At 67.8% G+C, this 14531-nt stretch carries 15 protein-coding genes; 7 read left to right on the top strand and 8 right to left on the bottom strand.

The annotated features are described in order from the left end of the window. Positions 1 to 23: 23 nt before the first annotated feature. Both JHL17_RS13710 and JHL17_RS13705 read left to right on the top strand, forming a co-directional pair. Entirely contained in the window at positions 24 to 632 is a 609-nt protein-coding gene (locus JHL17_RS13710; RefSeq protein ID WP_200193985.1) for a gamma carbonic anhydrase family protein, read from the top strand. A 102-nt stretch (positions 633 to 734) separates the two neighbouring features. Beyond that, positions 735 to 2444 (top strand): AMP-binding protein, encoded by a 1710-nt coding sequence (locus tag JHL17_RS13705; protein WP_282189306.1) that lies wholly within the window; start codon positions 735 to 737, stop codon positions 2442 to 2444. Positions 2445 to 2506: 62 nt separating this feature from the next. Here JHL17_RS13705 and JHL17_RS13700 read toward each other — a convergent pair whose 3' ends face one another. The 3 genes from JHL17_RS13700 to JHL17_RS13690 all read right to left on the bottom strand — a co-directional run bounded on the left by JHL17_RS13700 (position 2507) and on the right by JHL17_RS13690 (position 4575). Further along, positions 2507 to 3052, bottom strand: coding sequence for a carboxymuconolactone decarboxylase family protein (locus tag JHL17_RS13700; protein WP_200193982.1), 546 nt, complete (start codon positions 3050 to 3052; stop codon positions 2507 to 2509). A gap of 87 nt (positions 3053 to 3139) precedes the next feature. Further along, the gene (locus JHL17_RS13695) at positions 3140 to 3859 is read right to left on the bottom strand and encodes a hypothetical protein (RefSeq protein WP_200193980.1); all 720 of its coding nucleotides are present in this window, start codon (positions 3857 to 3859) and stop codon (positions 3140 to 3142) included. 71 nt (positions 3860 to 3930) lie between these two features. Next, complete coding sequence (locus tag JHL17_RS13690) at positions 3931 to 4575, bottom strand: MarR family winged helix-turn-helix transcriptional regulator (RefSeq protein ID WP_200193978.1); 645 nt, start codon at positions 4573 to 4575, stop codon at positions 3931 to 3933. Between the two features lie 276 nt (positions 4576 to 4851). Here JHL17_RS13690 and JHL17_RS13685 point away from each other — a divergent pair, with 276 nt between their 5' ends. Further along, the gene (locus JHL17_RS13685; RefSeq protein WP_247893527.1) at positions 4852 to 5562 is read left to right on the top strand and encodes a substrate-binding periplasmic protein; all 711 of its coding nucleotides are present in this window, start codon (positions 4852 to 4854) and stop codon (positions 5560 to 5562) included. Positions 5563 to 5640: 78 nt separating this feature from the next. Here the strand turns inward: JHL17_RS13685 and maiA are convergent, their stop codons facing one another. Next, the gene (gene maiA, locus JHL17_RS13680; RefSeq protein WP_200193974.1) at positions 5641 to 6276 is read right to left on the bottom strand and encodes a maleylacetoacetate isomerase; all 636 of its coding nucleotides are present in this window, start codon (positions 6274 to 6276) and stop codon (positions 5641 to 5643) included. Between the two features lie 10 nt (positions 6277 to 6286). Continuing rightward, positions 6287 to 6478, bottom strand: coding sequence for a hypothetical protein (locus JHL17_RS13675; protein ID WP_200193972.1), 192 nt, complete (start codon positions 6476 to 6478; stop codon positions 6287 to 6289). Between the two features lie 118 nt (positions 6479 to 6596). On the opposite strand from JHL17_RS13675, the gene JHL17_RS13670 reads away from it, so the two are divergent. Continuing rightward, on the top strand, positions 6597 to 7109 hold the full coding sequence (locus tag JHL17_RS13670; protein WP_247893526.1) for a MarR family winged helix-turn-helix transcriptional regulator: 513 nt from the start codon (positions 6597 to 6599) through the stop codon (positions 7107 to 7109). A 42-nt stretch (positions 7110 to 7151) separates the two neighbouring features. On the opposite strand, the gene JHL17_RS13665 is transcribed toward JHL17_RS13670, so the two are convergent. Further along, a complete protein-coding gene (locus JHL17_RS13665; protein WP_200193970.1) occupies positions 7152 to 8933 on the bottom strand; it encodes a cytochrome c biogenesis protein DipZ in 1782 nt (593 codons plus the stop codon). Between the two features lie 405 nt (positions 8934 to 9338). On the opposite strand from JHL17_RS13665, the gene JHL17_RS13660 reads away from it, so the two are divergent. Both JHL17_RS13660 and JHL17_RS13655 read left to right on the top strand, forming a co-directional pair. Further along, a complete protein-coding gene (locus tag JHL17_RS13660) occupies positions 9339 to 10079 on the top strand; it encodes a response regulator (RefSeq protein WP_200193968.1) in 741 nt (246 codons plus the stop codon). Further along, positions 10076 to 11410, top strand: a complete 1335-nt coding sequence (locus JHL17_RS13655) for a sensor histidine kinase (RefSeq protein WP_200193966.1) — start codon at positions 10076 to 10078, stop codon at positions 11408 to 11410. Before JHL17_RS13660 ends, JHL17_RS13655 begins: the two co-directional genes overlap by 4 nt. 7 nt (positions 11411 to 11417) lie before the next feature. Here the strand turns inward: JHL17_RS13655 and JHL17_RS13650 are convergent, their stop codons facing one another. Further along, the gene (locus tag JHL17_RS13650) at positions 11418 to 12059 is read right to left on the bottom strand and encodes a TetR/AcrR family transcriptional regulator (protein ID WP_200193964.1); all 642 of its coding nucleotides are present in this window, start codon (positions 12057 to 12059) and stop codon (positions 11418 to 11420) included. A gap of 135 nt (positions 12060 to 12194) precedes the next feature. Here JHL17_RS13650 and JHL17_RS13645 point away from each other — a divergent pair, with 135 nt between their 5' ends. Then, positions 12195 to 13793, top strand: coding sequence for an ABC-F family ATP-binding cassette domain-containing protein (locus JHL17_RS13645; protein ID WP_200193962.1), 1599 nt, complete (start codon positions 12195 to 12197; stop codon positions 13791 to 13793). Here JHL17_RS13645 and JHL17_RS13640 read toward each other — a convergent pair. Then, positions 13781 to 14521: an SDR family oxidoreductase gene (locus JHL17_RS13640; protein ID WP_200193960.1), complete on the bottom strand. Its 741-nt coding sequence runs from the start codon at positions 14519 to 14521 to the stop codon at positions 13781 to 13783. The two genes, JHL17_RS13645 and JHL17_RS13640, sit on opposite strands and share 13 nt — an antisense overlap. Positions 14522 to 14531 lie beyond the last annotated feature (10 nt).

The raw sequence follows: 14531 nt of genomic DNA, 5'->3' as shown, positions 1-14531 counted from the left end.
CCCTGATTTAAGGACAAGAAGCAATGACCACCGAGAGCGCAACCGAGACCGTCTTCGAAACCGGGAAGGCCCTGCTCGCCCGCCACCCCGGCGCCATCATCCGGCCCGTCAAGGGGGTGTGGCCGCGCATCGCCGCCGACGCCTACGTCGCCCCCGGCGCGGTGGTGGTCGGCGACGTCACCATCGGGACGGAAGCCAGCGTCTGGTACGGCTGCGTGTTGCGCGGCGACGACCACAGCATCACGGTCGGGCCGCGCACCAACATCCAGGACGGCACCATCGTCCACGTCATGCTGAACGAGTATCCCACGATCATCGGTGCCGACGTGGTGATCGGCCATGGCGTGCGGATGCATGGCTGCACGCTGGCGGACGGCTGCCTGGTCGGAATCGGCGCGATCGTGCTGGACGGAGCGGTGGTGGAAAGCGGCGCCATGCTGGCCGCCGGCGCCGTGCTGACCCCGCGCAAGCGCATCCCCGCCCGCCAGCTCTGGGCCGGCAGCCCGGCCAGGCACCTGCGCGACGTCACCGACGCGGAGGTGGAGTTCATCGCCTTCGACGTCCGCCACTATGCCGGCCTCGCGCGGGCCGCGGCGGGCGGCGGGCAACTCGATCTCGGCGCGGAGATTTAACCGGGAGAGGTATCGACAATACGGGTCGGTATGGGTTCAGTACCGGAATGCGCAGCCACCTCAACTGCTGCGCTCAAGAACGAATTCCGGAGGAGCGCGACCTTGCATACCGACACCCAGCCGCTGACCCAGAGCTACGTTCACGGGGCGAGCCGCACCCCGCTGCTGGGCGAGACCATCGGCGCGCATCTCGACCGCATGGCGGCATTGTCTCCCGACCGGCCGGCGCTGGTGGTCCGCCACCAGAGCGCCCGCTGGACCTATGCGGAGTTCAAGCGCAGGGTCGATCGGGTGGCGGCGGGGCTGGTCGGGCTGGGGCTGAAGCCGGGAGAACGCATCGGCATCTGGTCGCAGAACAACGCCGAATGGGTGGTGACCCAGTTCGCCACCGCCAAGGCCGGCCTGATCCTGGTCAACATCAACCCGGCCTACCGCCTGCACGAGCTGGAATACGCCATCAACAAGGTCGGCTGCGCCGCGCTGATCCTGTCGCCGTCCTTCAAGTCCAGCGACTATCTCGGCATGATGGCCAAGCTGGCGCCGGAACTGACGCGGGCGGCCGCCGGCAAACCCCTCGCGCTGCAACGTCTGCCCACCCTGCGTCACCTGATCCGGATGGGGCCGGAGAAGACGCCGGGCATGCTGAATTTCGACGATCTGCCGGCACTGGCCCGTCCGGCCGACGTGGCGGAGCTGGGACGGCTGGCCGGCCTCCTGCAGTTCGACGATCCGGTGAACATCCAGTTCACCAGCGGCACCACCGGCAGCCCGAAGGGCGCCGCGCTGACCCATCACAACATCCTGAACAACGGCTTCTTCGTCGGCGAGGCGATGCGCCTGACCGAACAGGACCGGCTGTGCATCCCGGTGCCCTTCTATCATTGTTTCGGCATGGTGCTGGGCAACCTCGCCTGCGTCACCCACCGTGCCTGCATGGTGATCCCCGGCGAGGGCTTCGACCCCGTCGCCGTGCTGTCGGCGGTGCAGGAGGAGCGCTGTACCGGACTGCACGGCGTGCCGACCATGTTCATCGCCCTGCTCGACCACCCGGATTTCGCCCGCTACGACCTGTCGAGCCTGCGCACCGGCATCATGGCCGGCTCGCCCTGTCCGATCGAGGTGATGAAGCGCGTGGTCTCCGAGATGAACCAGCGCGAGATCACCATCGCCTACGGCATGACCGAGACCAGCCCGGTCAGCTTCCAGAGCTCCACCGACGACCCGCTGGAGCGGCGCGTCTCCACCGTCGGGCGCATCCAGCCGCATCTGGAGGTGAAGATCGTCGATGCCGAGGGCCGCATCGTTCCGCCGGGTACGCCGGGCGAGCTGCTGACCCGCGGCTATTCGGTGATGCGCGGCTATTGGGACGACACGGAGCAGACGGAAAGGGCGATCGACGAGGCCGGCTGGATGCACACCGGCGACCTCGCGACCATCGATGCCGAGGGCTATTGCAACATCGTCGGCCGGCTGAAGGACATGGTGATCCGCGGCGGCGAGAACATCTACCCGCGCGAGGTGGAGGAGTTCCTCTACACCCACCCCGACATCGCCGACGTCCAGGTCTTCGGCGTGCCGGACCGGCAGTTCGGCGAACAGCTCTGCGCCTGGATCCGGCCGAAGCCGGGGGCGGCGCTGACAGAGCAGCAGGTGACCGACTTCTGCAAGGGCGCCATCGCCCATTACAAGATCCCGAAATACATCCGCTTCGTCGACGAGTTCCCGATGACGGTGACCGGCAAGATCCAGAAATTCGTCATGCGCCGGACCATGGCCGAGGAACTGGGACTCGACCAGGACCGGACCGCCTGACGGCGCATGGGAGGACGGGTAAGGACGGCCGGACCGCGACGGCTCCGGCCACCCCCCGGCGGTCAGGCGCCGCGCGAGAGCTTTACTCCGGGGAAGTCGACCGGCACGTCCAGGGCGACGTTCACGTAGTTGGTGTAGAGATTCAGCGCGACATGGGCGAGGATCTCGACGATCGCCTCATCGTCGAAGCCGACCTCGCGCAGGGCCGCGACGTCGGCGGCATCGACGCCTGCGCGGTTCTCGACCAGCTTCACGGCGAAGGCGAGCGCCGCCGCCGTTTTGGGATCGGATGACCGGCCGCGCTGCGCCTCGGCCATCTCCGCCCCGCTGACCCCGGCCTTCTGACCGAGCAGGGTATGGGCGGCGAGGCAGTAGTGGCAGTCGTTGCGGTCGGCGACCGCCACGGCGATCTGTTCGCCGAGCTTCGTGCCGAGCTTGCCCTGGCCGAGAGCGCCGAACGAGCCCCACATGCTGGCGAGCGCGGCCGGCGAGTTCGCGACGGCCTTGAACATGTTGGGGACGACGCCGAAGGCGCCCTTGATCCGGTCGAGCGTCGGCTTGACGGCGGCGGATGACGAGGCTGGATCGACGAGATTGACGTGTGCCATGATGATTTATCCTTCTCTGATGCTTGGAGGGGGGTATACCGGCGGTCCGGCGATGGCAGTCGCCGGGCCGCTTCCATCGTTCCCGATCTATTTCGCGGGAACGACCTTGCCCGGCAGCGACAAGTTGCCGGATGCGACCTTGTGGATGTTGGTGATGCACAGCAGCGGCGCGTGCAGGTTGGCGTTGATCCGCAATCCGGCGGTCACGCCGTCGAAGGATGCGGTGGCGATCGCACCGATTTTCTCCAGCGGAATATGAACCTCGACCAGATCGGCCTTGAGGTCCGTCCTGTAGTCCGGGCTGTCGATCAGGATCGGGGCGCCGGGCCAGGTTTCCGGCAGCCTGGGCTTGGTGCCCTCGGGGATGTCCTTGACCTTCAGCCCGCCCGGGCAGGCCTTGTCCTCGTTGAGGACGACCCAGTGCGAATGCCAGCGGTCGCGGTTCTTCTCGCCACGGGCGGCATCGTCGAAATCGGGGTGGAAGGTGACCGCCAAGGCGACGATGCCCTGGTCCTTCTCGAAACCGACGTCGGCGGAGTCGAGGGAGGTCGGCCAGACATAGGCGTAAACCTCGGATCCCTCGAACTTGCCGGTGGCCTGAGGCGTCGCCTTGCCGGCATCGGCGCGGACGCGGGTGCTGAAGACGGCGTGGCCATGATCGCTGACGATCCGCGTTTCGACGATGTCGAACGAGGCCGTCACCGCTTGGTCGGCAGGGGTCTTGATCCCATGTGCCGCAGCGGCCGTCGACAGGCAGCAGAGGGCCGTCGCCACGAGGCCGATGCCCCGTGGAGTGTGGAAGACCATGATGAAGCTTTCCTTCCTGATGCTTGAGCCCTGATGGCCAGGGACTCTGACGGTTGGGCTTGGAGGGGCGGCTATCCTTGGGTGAAATCCGTCCAGGTGGCAGCCTGGACGGCAGGATCAGCCTCTTCATGCTCGCCGCAATCGAGCCGGAGGTCCCGGTCGCCGATGGCGGCGTTCACGAAATCACAGTGATGGGCGGCGGCCTCGCCCGGATGGGCGTTCGGCCGGAAATGGCGGCAACTCACGCACAGGCGCTGGACCGGGATGGCCCCGGCCAACTGCAAGGCCCGGATGAGCTTGATCTGCGCCCGCAGCAGCCCGGCCTGTTCGGCGGCGGACAGCTGAGACAGCGCCGCCGCGACCTGCGAGGCCGCGGAGGCAAGGCTGCGGCCGGCGGCCAAGCCGTCCTCCGTCAGCCGGGCGATGAGTGCCCGCGCATCGGCGGGATCGGGCGTGCGCCGCAGCAAAGCCTTGCGTTCCAGCGCGGCGAGCGTGTCGGCCATGCTGGGTGCCGAAACCGCCAGATGCGCGGCGATCTCCTTGGGGCGCAGGCCGTCGGGCCGGGCGGACAGAAGGGCCAGCACCTGCGCCTGGGTGGGGTTGAGCCCCGCCATGCCCGCCGCCGACCAGAGATCGGCGCGCAGCACCAGCGCGATGCGTTCGAAGCCCTCGCGCAGGCGTGTCGGAACGGGGTCGGGATTGGAAGCGTGATCCATGCAGATAAAGATAGGACTCCTATTTAACGTGGTCAAGCGCTTTTGCCGTCGATGCGCGACGGCGCGGCACGTTCCCGACAAACAGTCCTTTCCCAGCCGGAGGCTGCCGATGTACCACTCGCGGAGCACACGCCTCCCGCTTCTCCCGAGAAGCGCCCCCTTCGTAACTCCGGCTTGTCGGCAGATCCAATGAATCCCAGGCGCAACGATCTCCAGAGTCCAGGCGGAAAAAGCCAGATCATGACAGGGCTGCGCATAGTCCTGGGATGTGCGGCGATGCTGGTCGCCACCGCATTGTTCACCGCCGCGACCCCGGCACGCGCCGAGAATTGGCTGGTCGCCTCCGAGGACTTCTTCCCGCCCTACAATTTCACCCTGCGCGGCAAGCGGACGGGAATGGACACCGAGATCGTCGAAGCCATGCTGAAGGAGATCGGCGTTTATCCGGTCCATCGCCCCATGACCTGGCCCGAAGTGGTGCGCGCCCATGACGAGAACGAGGTGGATGTCGCCTTTCAGTTCTTCACCTCGCCCCGCCGGCTGGAGCGCGGCCATCTGATCGGCCCCTACCGGGTCGGGGCTACCGTCCTCATGGTCCGCAGCGATTCGGAGATCGACTACACGCGCATCGAGGATCTGCGCGGGCTGCGGATCGGCGTCGTCGAAGGCTTCGAATACACGCCGGAGTTCGACAAGTCCGGCCTGTTCGAGAAGATCGAAAGCAGCAGCAACGTCGTCTCGTTCCGGCGCCTGCTTCTCGGCCGCGTCGATGCCATCGCCGGCGACCTGCAGGTGCTTCGCTATCTTGCCGACAATGAGGGGCGAACCGGTTCGGTCAAGATCCTCTCCAAGCCCCTGGCCATGGTCCCCCGCTACATCTCCGTCCCCAAACCGCGGACGGAGAAGGCCGAGCGGCTGCGGGCCGCCTACGAGACGCTCAAGAAGGACGGTACGATCGACGCCATCATCCGCAACTGGGAACGGTAGCCGACACGGAGGGCCCGAACGTGGGAATGCCCCGGCTCCTTCGACCGGGGCATTCCAGGCGTCGGCGGCGCTACGCGCCTATGACCGGGGCAGCGGCGCGTTGGCTGCGAATGCGGGAATGCTGCGCAGTGTCGGGACGACGGCGGCGATGCGCGGCCATTGATTGAAGGAAAGGCCCACACGTTCCGCGCCGACGAGTTGCGGGAAGAGAACGATATCGGCGATCGACGGTGCGCTTCCGACGGCGAAGGGTCCTGGCTGCTGCCGGGACAGCAGGGCTTCGACCGCAGACAATCCTTCCTCGATCCAGTGGCGGTTCCATGCCGCGACCGTCGTGGGATCGGTGCCGGGAATAGCGCCCAGCCGTTGCGCGACCCGGGGCGGCAGGAGGGGATGGATATCCGAAGCGACAACCAGGGCGATCGACCGGGCCAGGGCTCGTTCGGCCGGATCGGCCGGCAGCAGCGCCGGTTCGGGAAACCGCTCGTCGAGGTACTCGATGATCGCCAGCGACTGTGTGATCAACGCGCCGTCGTCGGTCAGGAGCGCCGGGACGAGCCCCTGCGGATTGATTGCCAGATAATCGGCGCTCCGGTTGCGCGCCTCTTCCCCGAGAATGGCGATCGGCACGCTTTCGACCTCGATCCCTTTCATGGCCAGTACGATCCGTACATGGGCGACGGCCGACGAGATCCGGTCTTCGAACAGCTTCATGTCTTGGTCCTCACTGGTGGGGAGCGGTCACCGCCGGCCACGCCGCGGCGGGCCGGGACGGAAGCAAGGCGGCGGGGGAAGGAATTGGTTGCGGCGATGAGAGCAGCGCCGGAATGGACGGCGCCTCGCGCGGATCGTCGTCCCAGCCGCAGGGGGCGGCAGCCAACCCGACGGCCGCCGCCAGCGCAAGAAAGACACGCATGGCCCTGTCTCCTACTGTGAAGGTGTGATAATCATTATGATCGTAATCACATCGGCGTCCTGCCGAGCCCGGCGGGTGCTGCGATGGTGATCAGGACAATGGAACCCCCGGTGACGACATGAGCCGCAAGCCCGCCAGCACATCTGCCGAGACCGCCGCCGACGGCGTCTCCGCTCCCGACATGCCCGCCGCAAGGTCGCAAACCGCCAAGCTGGCGGATTTCATGTGCTTCACGATCTATTCCGCCAACCTCGCCTATTCGCGGGTCTACAAGCCGGTGCTGGAGCAGCTTGGCGTCACCTACCCCCAGTACATCACCATCATCGCCCTGTGGGAGGAGGACCGGCAGACCGTCAAGAGCCTGAGCGAAAAGCTGTTCCTCGAACCCAGCACCATGACGCCGATGCTGCAGCGGCTGGAAGCCATGGGCTATGTGACGCGGGCGCGCGACGACGAGGATGAGCGCAGCGTCCGCGTTTCCCTGACCGAGGCCGGCCGCCAGCTCCGCGAGCGGGGCTTGGGCTTCGGCGAGTTGACGGTGAAGGCCTCCGGGCTTCCGCCCGACGAATTCCGCGTTCTTCAGAGAGCGGTGGCCCGACTGCGCGACAACCTCCGGGAGGCCGCCAAGTGAAAGAGATCGGATGCGGAGGTTCGGGGCCATGCGGGCCTCTCCTCAGCCGAAGGTGAAGGCGTAAGCGTCGACTCCGGCATCGAGGAAACGCACTTCGAACGTCCGCTCCCGCACCGCGCCCGCCTGCCGCACCAGCTGGTAGAGCCTGGTTTCCGAAACGGTACCGTAGCCCTCGGCGTCCGTGTCCGTTCCGTGATCCGGCCCGGGCGCCATGCCGTCGATCGTGACCTGGAAGCGGACCGGCCGGCCGTCCCGGGTCGGACCGAGGATGAGGTGCAGGTCGCGGGCCCGGAAGCGGTAGACGATCGCCCCACCCGCCCAGTTCAGCCGCGCCTGCTCGGGCTCGACCGTCCAGTTGCCCGAAAGCCCCCAGTGGTTCAGCCGCAGCGCGCCGACCGTATAGTCCTGCGGCCGATCGATGCCGTCCCGCTCCGGCGACGCGAAGTTCGCAGCCTGCCGGTAGCCGACATAGGTTTCGCCGGAGCGGACTTCACCGAGTTCGGCGGGCGCCTGTGCCCCCTGCCCCGCCGGGCTGACCAGCCCGCCATCGCCGGCCCGGGCTCCAGCGTCCAGTCCTGCGGCAGCCTCTGCCAGCAAATCCTGGATGACCCGTTCGGTCTGCCCGTACCCACCCTCGCCGAACTGGTGATGACGGATCCGGCCGGTGGCGTCAGCGACGTAGAAGGCCGGCCAATAGCTGTTGCCGAACGCCCGCCAGATGCGGAAGTCGTTGTCGATCGCCACCGGGTAGGTGATGGCGAAATCCCCCAGCGCCTTCTGCACGTTCCCGATCCGCTTTTCAAAGGCGAACTCCGGGGCATGGACGCCGACCACCACCAGCCCCTGGTCCCTGTACTTCTCCGCCCATGCCCGCAGGTACGGCAGCGTCCGGATGCAGTTGATGCAGGAGTAGGTCCAGAAATCGATCAACACGACCTTTCCACGCAGCTCCTCCGTGGTCAGCGGCTTTGAGTTCAGCCAGTCCGTCGCACCATCTAGGGAAGGAAGAACGCCCTCGACCGGCAGGCTGCTGCGGTAGACCCGCCGGGCATCGGCAAGCACCAGACCCGTCGCCGACGTCTCCGGCGCAGCCGACGTTCCGGCAGGGGCAGAGGGAGCGGCAGGAGCGAACCGGTCGATCAGCGCCTGTTCGACGCCGGACGTTCCGGCATAGGACAGGCGGGCCAGCAGCCCGGTGTCGAGCCCCAGGGCGATGACGCCGACGCCGGCGAGGACGGCGATGCCGAGCCCCTGGCGCAGACGCTCCCCGATGCCGAGCGACCGCTTCATCATCGCCAGCACCCGGCCGCCGGCCAGAAGGGCCAGCGTCAAAGAGGTCGCGGCACCCGCCGCATAGGCCACGAGTAGCAGGGTGGTTTGCAGGCTGGCGCCGTGAAGCGCCGCACCGGTCAGGACCAGCCCGAGGATCGGCCCGGCGCACGGCATCCAGAGCAGGCCGGTGGCGACGCCCAACAGAAGCGATCCGGCGACACCGGCCCGACCGGACAGCCGGTTGCCGGCAACGACCAGCGGGCGGCTGAGCATCGCCGCGGCGCGGGGCGATAGGAGCGTCCATCCGAACACGGCCATCAGCGCGATGGCGACGGCCCGCCCGGCCCCGTTCGCTTCCACCGCCCAGCCTCCGCCCACGGCGGACAACGTGGCGACCCCGGCGAAGCTGGCCACCATGCCGAGCAGCATCGGCAGGACGCTGCGGAACAGCGGCTGCCCCGCCCGGGAGAAGACGAAGGGCACGACCGGCAGGATGCAGGGGCTGACGATGGTCAGGGCACCCGCCAGGAAGGAGACGAGAAAGAGGATCATGGTCGAACCCTTTCGCAAGGCCGGGTGCGGGTTGGCGCCCGGCCCGGCAAATCAGTGGGAGATCACGAGGGAGATCAAGAGGGAGTTCACTGCGAGACCGCTTCGGCCGCCTCGACGATCAGGGCGGCCCGCGACCGGGCCAAACCGAACAGGGCAGCCGGAAATCTGCGCCGAAGCATGGAGGTATCCCCTTAAGAAGTTTGCATCATAATTATTATTTCGCTAAATATATCGACGGAAGGCGGGCTGTCCAGACGGAACGATGCGGACGCCGGCTTGCGGTAGGGGGATTTTTGTACCGGCATGTATCGGCCGACGGGGCGGATACAGGCCGACACAAACCGCCGGACGCGGGCAGGTCTCCACCCGTCACAAGACCGCCGAACAGCAGCGGGGTTCGACCGAATGGATCACATCGACCACGTCCTGATCGTCGACGACGACCGCGACATCAGGGAATTGGTGTCCGGCTATCTGAAGAGGAACGGACTGCGCGTGACCCTCGCCGCAGACGGCCGGCAGATGCGGTCGTTCCTGGAGCACGACCGGGTGGATCTCGTCGTGCTCGACATCATGATGCCGGGTGATGACGGGTTGGTGCTGTGCCGGGAGCTTCGCGCCGGCCGGCATGCCGCGACGCCGGTCCTGATGCTGACCGCGCGCAACGACGAAATGGATCGGATCCTCGGCCTGGAGATGGGGGCCGACGACTATCTGGCGAAGCCTTTCGCGGCACGCGAGCTGCTGGCCCGCATCAAGGCGATCCTGCGCCGGGCGCGCATGCTGCCGCCCAACCTCCAGATCAGCGAGGCTGGACAGCTGCTGAGCTTCGGCAACTGGCGGCTCGACACCATCGCCCGCCATCTGCTCGACGGAGACGGCACCGCCGTCGCACTGAGCGGTGCGGAATACCGGCTGCTGCGCGTCTTCCTCGACCACCCGCAACGGGTCCTGTCACGCGACCAGCTCCTCAACCTGACACAGGGTCGCGAGGCGGAGCTGTTCGAACGTTCGGTCGACCTGCTGGTCAGCCGGCTCCGGCAGCGCTTGCGCGACGATGCGCGCGAGCCCAGCCACATCAAGACCGTCCGCAACGAAGGCTATGTGCTGGCGATGCCGGTGGAGATCACGAGAGCGCGGCCATGACAGACGCGGTGACGGGCGCATTCCGCCGGTTCGGCCATCTCCTGCATCGGCCGCGCAGCTTGCGCTGGCGGCTGTTCGTCATTCTCCTGACCGGGCTTGCCGCGGCGCACGGACTGTCCTTCGGTGCGCTGGTCCTGGAACGCACCAATGCCGCCAAGGCGATGATGCTGGGCACGCTGGAGCAGGATGTGGCGACCTCGGTCGCCCTGCTCGATCGCCTGCCGCCGGAAGAGCGTGGCCGCTGGCTGGCGGTGCTGGAGCGGCGCACCTACCGCTATGAGCTGGGTCCCGGCCTGCCGGGCGTGCCGGAACTGGGCAAACGCGGCGCGGAGATCGCCCGGGCCATCAACGCCGGTGCCGGACCCGGCTTCCCGGTGGTGGTCGAGAGCATTCCCGGCAGCCAACCGCATCTCCAAGCCCATGTGACGCTCCGCGACGGCTCCCCGGTGACGGTCGACGTGACGCCGGCACTCATGCCGCTCGCCCCTTGGCTTCCCCTGCTGCTGGCTGCCCAACTCGTGCTGCTGACCCTCTGCTCCTGGCTGGCCGTCCGGCAGGCGATCCGCCCGCTGGCCCGCTTCGCCAAGGCGGCCGAGACGCTCGATCCCGCCGGCAAGGCGGCGCGGTTGGAGGAGGACGGCCCGAGCGAGGTCGCCCATGCCGCGACCGCCTTCAACGCCATGCGCGACAGGATCGCCCATTACCTGGAGGAGCGCGTGCGCATCCTCGCCGCCATCTCCCACGACCTGCAGACGCCGATCACCCGCATGACGCTGCGGGTGGAGATGGCGGAGGATGGCCCGGAGAAGGAGCGGCTGCTCCGGGATCTTTCCCAGATCGGACGGCTGGTGCGCGAAGGAGTTGCCTATGCGCGCAGCGCCCATGGCGATGTCGAGACACCGGCGCGCATCGACGTCGGCTCCTTCGTCGAGAGCATCGCCTTCGACTATCAGGACATGGGCATGCCGGTGGCCGTCCATGGAATGCCCGGTGCGATCCTGACCACCCGGCCGCATGCATTGCGCCGCATCCTGACCAACCTGATCGACAATGCCCTGAAATTCGCCGGGGAAGCCGAGCTCATGGTGACCCGGGACGGCAGCGGCCGAATCGCTATCACGGTCCGCGACAACGGCCCCGGCATTCCGGAGAATCAGCTCGGTGCGGTGCTTCAGCCCTTCTACCGGCTTGAACAATCCCGCAACCGTGATTCCGGAGGAACCGGGCTGGGACTGGCCATCGCCCACCAACTGGCGCTGGCGATCGGCGGGTCGCTGACACTGCGGAACCGGCACGCCGGCGGCCTCTGCGCCGAGGTGACGCTCGGCTGAACCCGGCCTAGCCGCCCCCGAGAGCGGCGATGAAGACGGCCCAGCGTTCCTCGAACAGACGCGTCAGCGACGGCGCGACGGCCGCTGTGTCGTCGCCGAGCCGGATCCGGTTGTTGACGCCCTCCAGCAAGTCGACCAGGATCGCGCAGACCGTGATGGGATCGCCGGTCCGCAGATCACCCACGCTCTGCGCAGCCGCAACGCAGCCGACCAGCGGCTCCAACGCATCGCGGGACCAGGAAGCCAGCCGCTCCCGGAGATCCGGCGAGATCGCGGCCTCCGCGCTGACGGAGAGATAGAAGGCGGCATAGCCGCGCGACGATCCGATCTCGACATAGCGGAAGGCGGCGCGGCGCAGCGCGTCGAGCGTTCCCGTTCCGTCCTCGCCGGCAGCGGCGTCCGACAAGGCTTGGCGGAATCGGCCGACGTCAAGCCCGACCACGGCTTCGAGAAGCGCCGCCTTGTTGGAATAGCGGCGGTAAAGCGTGTGCTTGGAGATGCCGAGTTCGGCGGCAACCTCCTCCATGCCGCTGCCGGCGACGCCCTTGCGGCAGAAGACGGCCCTTGCACCATCCAGGATGCGCGCATCGATGGCCTCTGCCTGCTCCCTGGTCGGTCTCCCTCCTGGCTTGCGTCGGCCGGCGTCCATGCTCGCTCCCATCGCTTCCCGGTCATCTCGACTTCCGGTCATCGCCAAAACAGCACAGCCGCGTTGCGTTTTCCATCATCGTCTGGTATCAGCACGACTGCGTGCCGATACCAGGCATCCAACCGGGGGCGTCGCATGACATCCATCACCCTGTCCCGGATCTGCTGGGCGACGCCCGACGGCCATGTGGTCCTGAACGATCTCGACCTGAATTTCGGACAGGAACGCACCGGCTTGGTCGGGCGGAACGGAATTGGCAAGTCGACCCTTCTGAAAATCATCACCGGGGAGCTTCAGCCGCTCGCCGGCGGCATCCGGGCAAACGGCACATTCGGCCTGCTGAAACAGTCGGTCCAGCCCGACGAGCGGGAAACGGTGGCGGATCTGTTCGGCGTCGCCAGGGCGCTCGCCCTCCTGCGCCGCGCCGAGGCCGGGGCGGCGGACGCCGAGGAATTGGCGGATGCCGATTGGACACTGGCGGACCGCATCATCGCCGCCCTGGGCCGCGTCGGGCTCGACGCCGGTCCCGACACGCGGCTGACGGAGCTTTCGGGCGGGCAGCGGACGCGCGCCAGCCTCGCCGCGGCGGTCTTCGCCGCACCGGATTTCCTGCTGCTCGATGAGCCGACCAACAACCTCGACCGTCCCGGCCGGGAGGCGGTGATCGCCCTCCTCGCCGGCTGGCGGGCCGGGGCGATCGTGGTCAGCCACGACCGCGAACTGCTCGACCGGATGGATGCCATCGTCGAACTGACCTCGCTGGGAGCGACACGCTACGGCGGCAACTGGACACGCTATCGCGAGCGCAAGGCGACGGAACTGGAGGCGGCGCAGCAGGATCTGGCCCATGCCGAGACACAGGCGGCGGAAGTCCGGCGCAAGACCCAGCGCGCGGCGGAACAGAAGGACCGGTGGGATGCGGCCGGGTCACGCAAGGCGGCGCAGGGCGACATGCCCCGCATCCTCCTGGGGACGCGGAAGAGCAATGCCGAGGCCAGCCGGGGCGCCGGCGCCAAGCTGGCCGATCGCCAGCGGGCGGAGGCACAGGCGGCGCTGGCGTCGGCACGGTCCCGAATTGAGATCCTGCGGGATCTTTCGGTGGCGCTGCCGTCCACCGGGCTTCCGCCGAACCGGACCGTCCTGCGGCTGGACGGCGTCACCGCCGGCCACGACCCCGGCGATCCGGTCATCCGCGATCTCTCCTTCACCATCGAAGGGCCGGAACGGGTCGCCATCGTCGGACCGAACGGCTCGGGCAAGACGACGCTGGTGACGCTGATCGCCGGCGGCATCCCACCGGTCCGGGGAACGGTGTCGGTCGCCGTCGATTTCGCCCTGCTCGACCAGCGCGTCGGTATCCTCGAACCCGCCGCCTCGATCCTCGACAATTTCAGGCGCCTCAACCCTGGGGAAACCGACAACGCCTGCCGGGCCGCGCTCGCCCGCTTCCTGTTCCGGGCGGATGCCGCCCTGCAACAGGTCGGGACGTTGAGCGGCGGACAGACGCTACGCGCCGGCCTCGCCTGTGTGCTCGGAGGGACGCGGCCACCGGCGCTGCTGATCCTGGACGAGCCGACCAACCATCTGGACATCGAGTCGATCGAGGCCATGGAAGCGGGGCTGCGATCCTATGACGGCGCGATCCTGCTGGTCAGCCATGACGAGGCCTTCATGACCAACATCGGCATCGTCCGGCGCCTGGATCTCGCCCCGCCGGATGGTCAGAGGATGTAGCCGCCGTCGATGGTCAGGCTGCTTCCCGTCATGTAGCCGGACTGCCGCCCGGCCAGGTAGGAAGCCAGCGCCGCGATCTCGTCGGGACGACCGACGCGCTTCAACGGCACCATATCGGCCAAACGTGACAGCATGTCGGCCGTCATGTCCGTCTCGGTCGGACCGGGCTGGATGTTGTTCACCGTGATCCCGCGCGGGGCAAGGTCGAGGGCGACGCCCTTCACCAGCGCCGCGACCGCCGCCTTGGTCATGGCATAGACGCTGCCTCCCGCCGTGCCCGTACGGACGGCCGTGTTGCTGCCGATCGTGACGATGCGGCCGCCATCCCTCATCCGCGACGCCGCGGACTGGATGGCGCAGAACACGCCGCGGATGTTCACCGCCAGCATGAGATCCAGATCCTCGATGCTGACGGCGTCCACCGTACCCAGGCGCAGCACGCCGGCGTTGACGACCGCCACGTCCAGCGGCCCGAAGCGATCCACCGTCCGGTCCACGGCGGCGGCGATCTCCACGGCATCGGCACTGTCCGCCCGGATCGCCAGAGCCTTGCCGCCGCGCGCGCCGATGGCGGCCGCCACGTCTTCCGCCTTGTCCGGCCGCGAGACATAGGTCAGGGCGACCCGGAAGCCGTCTTCCGCCAAGCGCATCGCGATCGCGGCACCGATGCCGCGCGATCCGCCGAAAACCAGAGCGACCCTGTTCGGTGTCGAAGCCGCGTCAGTCATGCAGTCACCT

Origin of the sequence: Azospirillum endophyticum (assembly GCF_016595245.1) — a bacterium.
In the GTDB taxonomy this organism is placed as follows: domain Bacteria; phylum Pseudomonadota; class Alphaproteobacteria; order Azospirillales; family Azospirillaceae; genus Azospirillum; species Azospirillum endophyticum.
This window is presented reverse-complemented; position numbering and strand designations above follow the sequence as displayed.

Bases quoted from the DNA above. Each gene is read 5' to 3' on its own strand.
- JHL17_RS13710 (WP_200193985.1), top strand. From the start codon at position 24: ATGACCACCGAGAGCGCAACCGAGACCGTCTTCGAAACCGGGAAGGCC.
- JHL17_RS13700 (WP_200193982.1), bottom strand. From the start codon at position 3,052: ATGGCACACGTCAATCTCGTCGATCCAGCCTCGTCATCCGCCGCCGTC.
- JHL17_RS13695 (WP_200193980.1), bottom strand. From the start codon at position 3,859: ATGGTCTTCCACACTCCACGGGGCATCGGCCTCGTGGCGACGGCCCTC.
- JHL17_RS13690 (WP_200193978.1), bottom strand. From the start codon at position 4,575: ATGGATCACGCTTCCAATCCCGACCCCGTTCCGACACGCCTGCGCGAG.
- JHL17_RS13685 (WP_247893527.1), top strand. From the start codon at position 4,852: ATGCTGGTCGCCACCGCATTGTTCACCGCCGCGACCCCGGCACGCGCC.
- maiA (WP_200193974.1), bottom strand. From the start codon at position 6,276: ATGAAGCTGTTCGAAGACCGGATCTCGTCGGCCGTCGCCCATGTACGG.
- JHL17_RS13675 (WP_200193972.1), bottom strand. From the start codon at position 6,478: ATGCGTGTCTTTCTTGCGCTGGCGGCGGCCGTCGGGTTGGCTGCCGCC.
- JHL17_RS13670 (WP_247893526.1), top strand. From the start codon at position 6,597: ATGAGCCGCAAGCCCGCCAGCACATCTGCCGAGACCGCCGCCGACGGC.
- JHL17_RS13665 (WP_200193970.1), bottom strand. From the start codon at position 8,933: ATGATCCTCTTTCTCGTCTCCTTCCTGGCGGGTGCCCTGACCATCGTC.
- JHL17_RS13660 (WP_200193968.1), top strand. From the start codon at position 9,339: ATGGATCACATCGACCACGTCCTGATCGTCGACGACGACCGCGACATC.
- JHL17_RS13655 (WP_200193966.1), top strand. From the start codon at position 10,076: ATGACAGACGCGGTGACGGGCGCATTCCGCCGGTTCGGCCATCTCCTG.
- JHL17_RS13650 (WP_200193964.1), bottom strand. From the start codon at position 12,059: ATGGACGCCGGCCGACGCAAGCCAGGAGGGAGACCGACCAGGGAGCAG.
- JHL17_RS13645 (WP_200193962.1), top strand. From the start codon at position 12,195: ATGACATCCATCACCCTGTCCCGGATCTGCTGGGCGACGCCCGACGGC.
- JHL17_RS13640 (WP_200193960.1), bottom strand. From the start codon at position 14,521: ATGACTGACGCGGCTTCGACACCGAACAGGGTCGCTCTGGTTTTCGGC.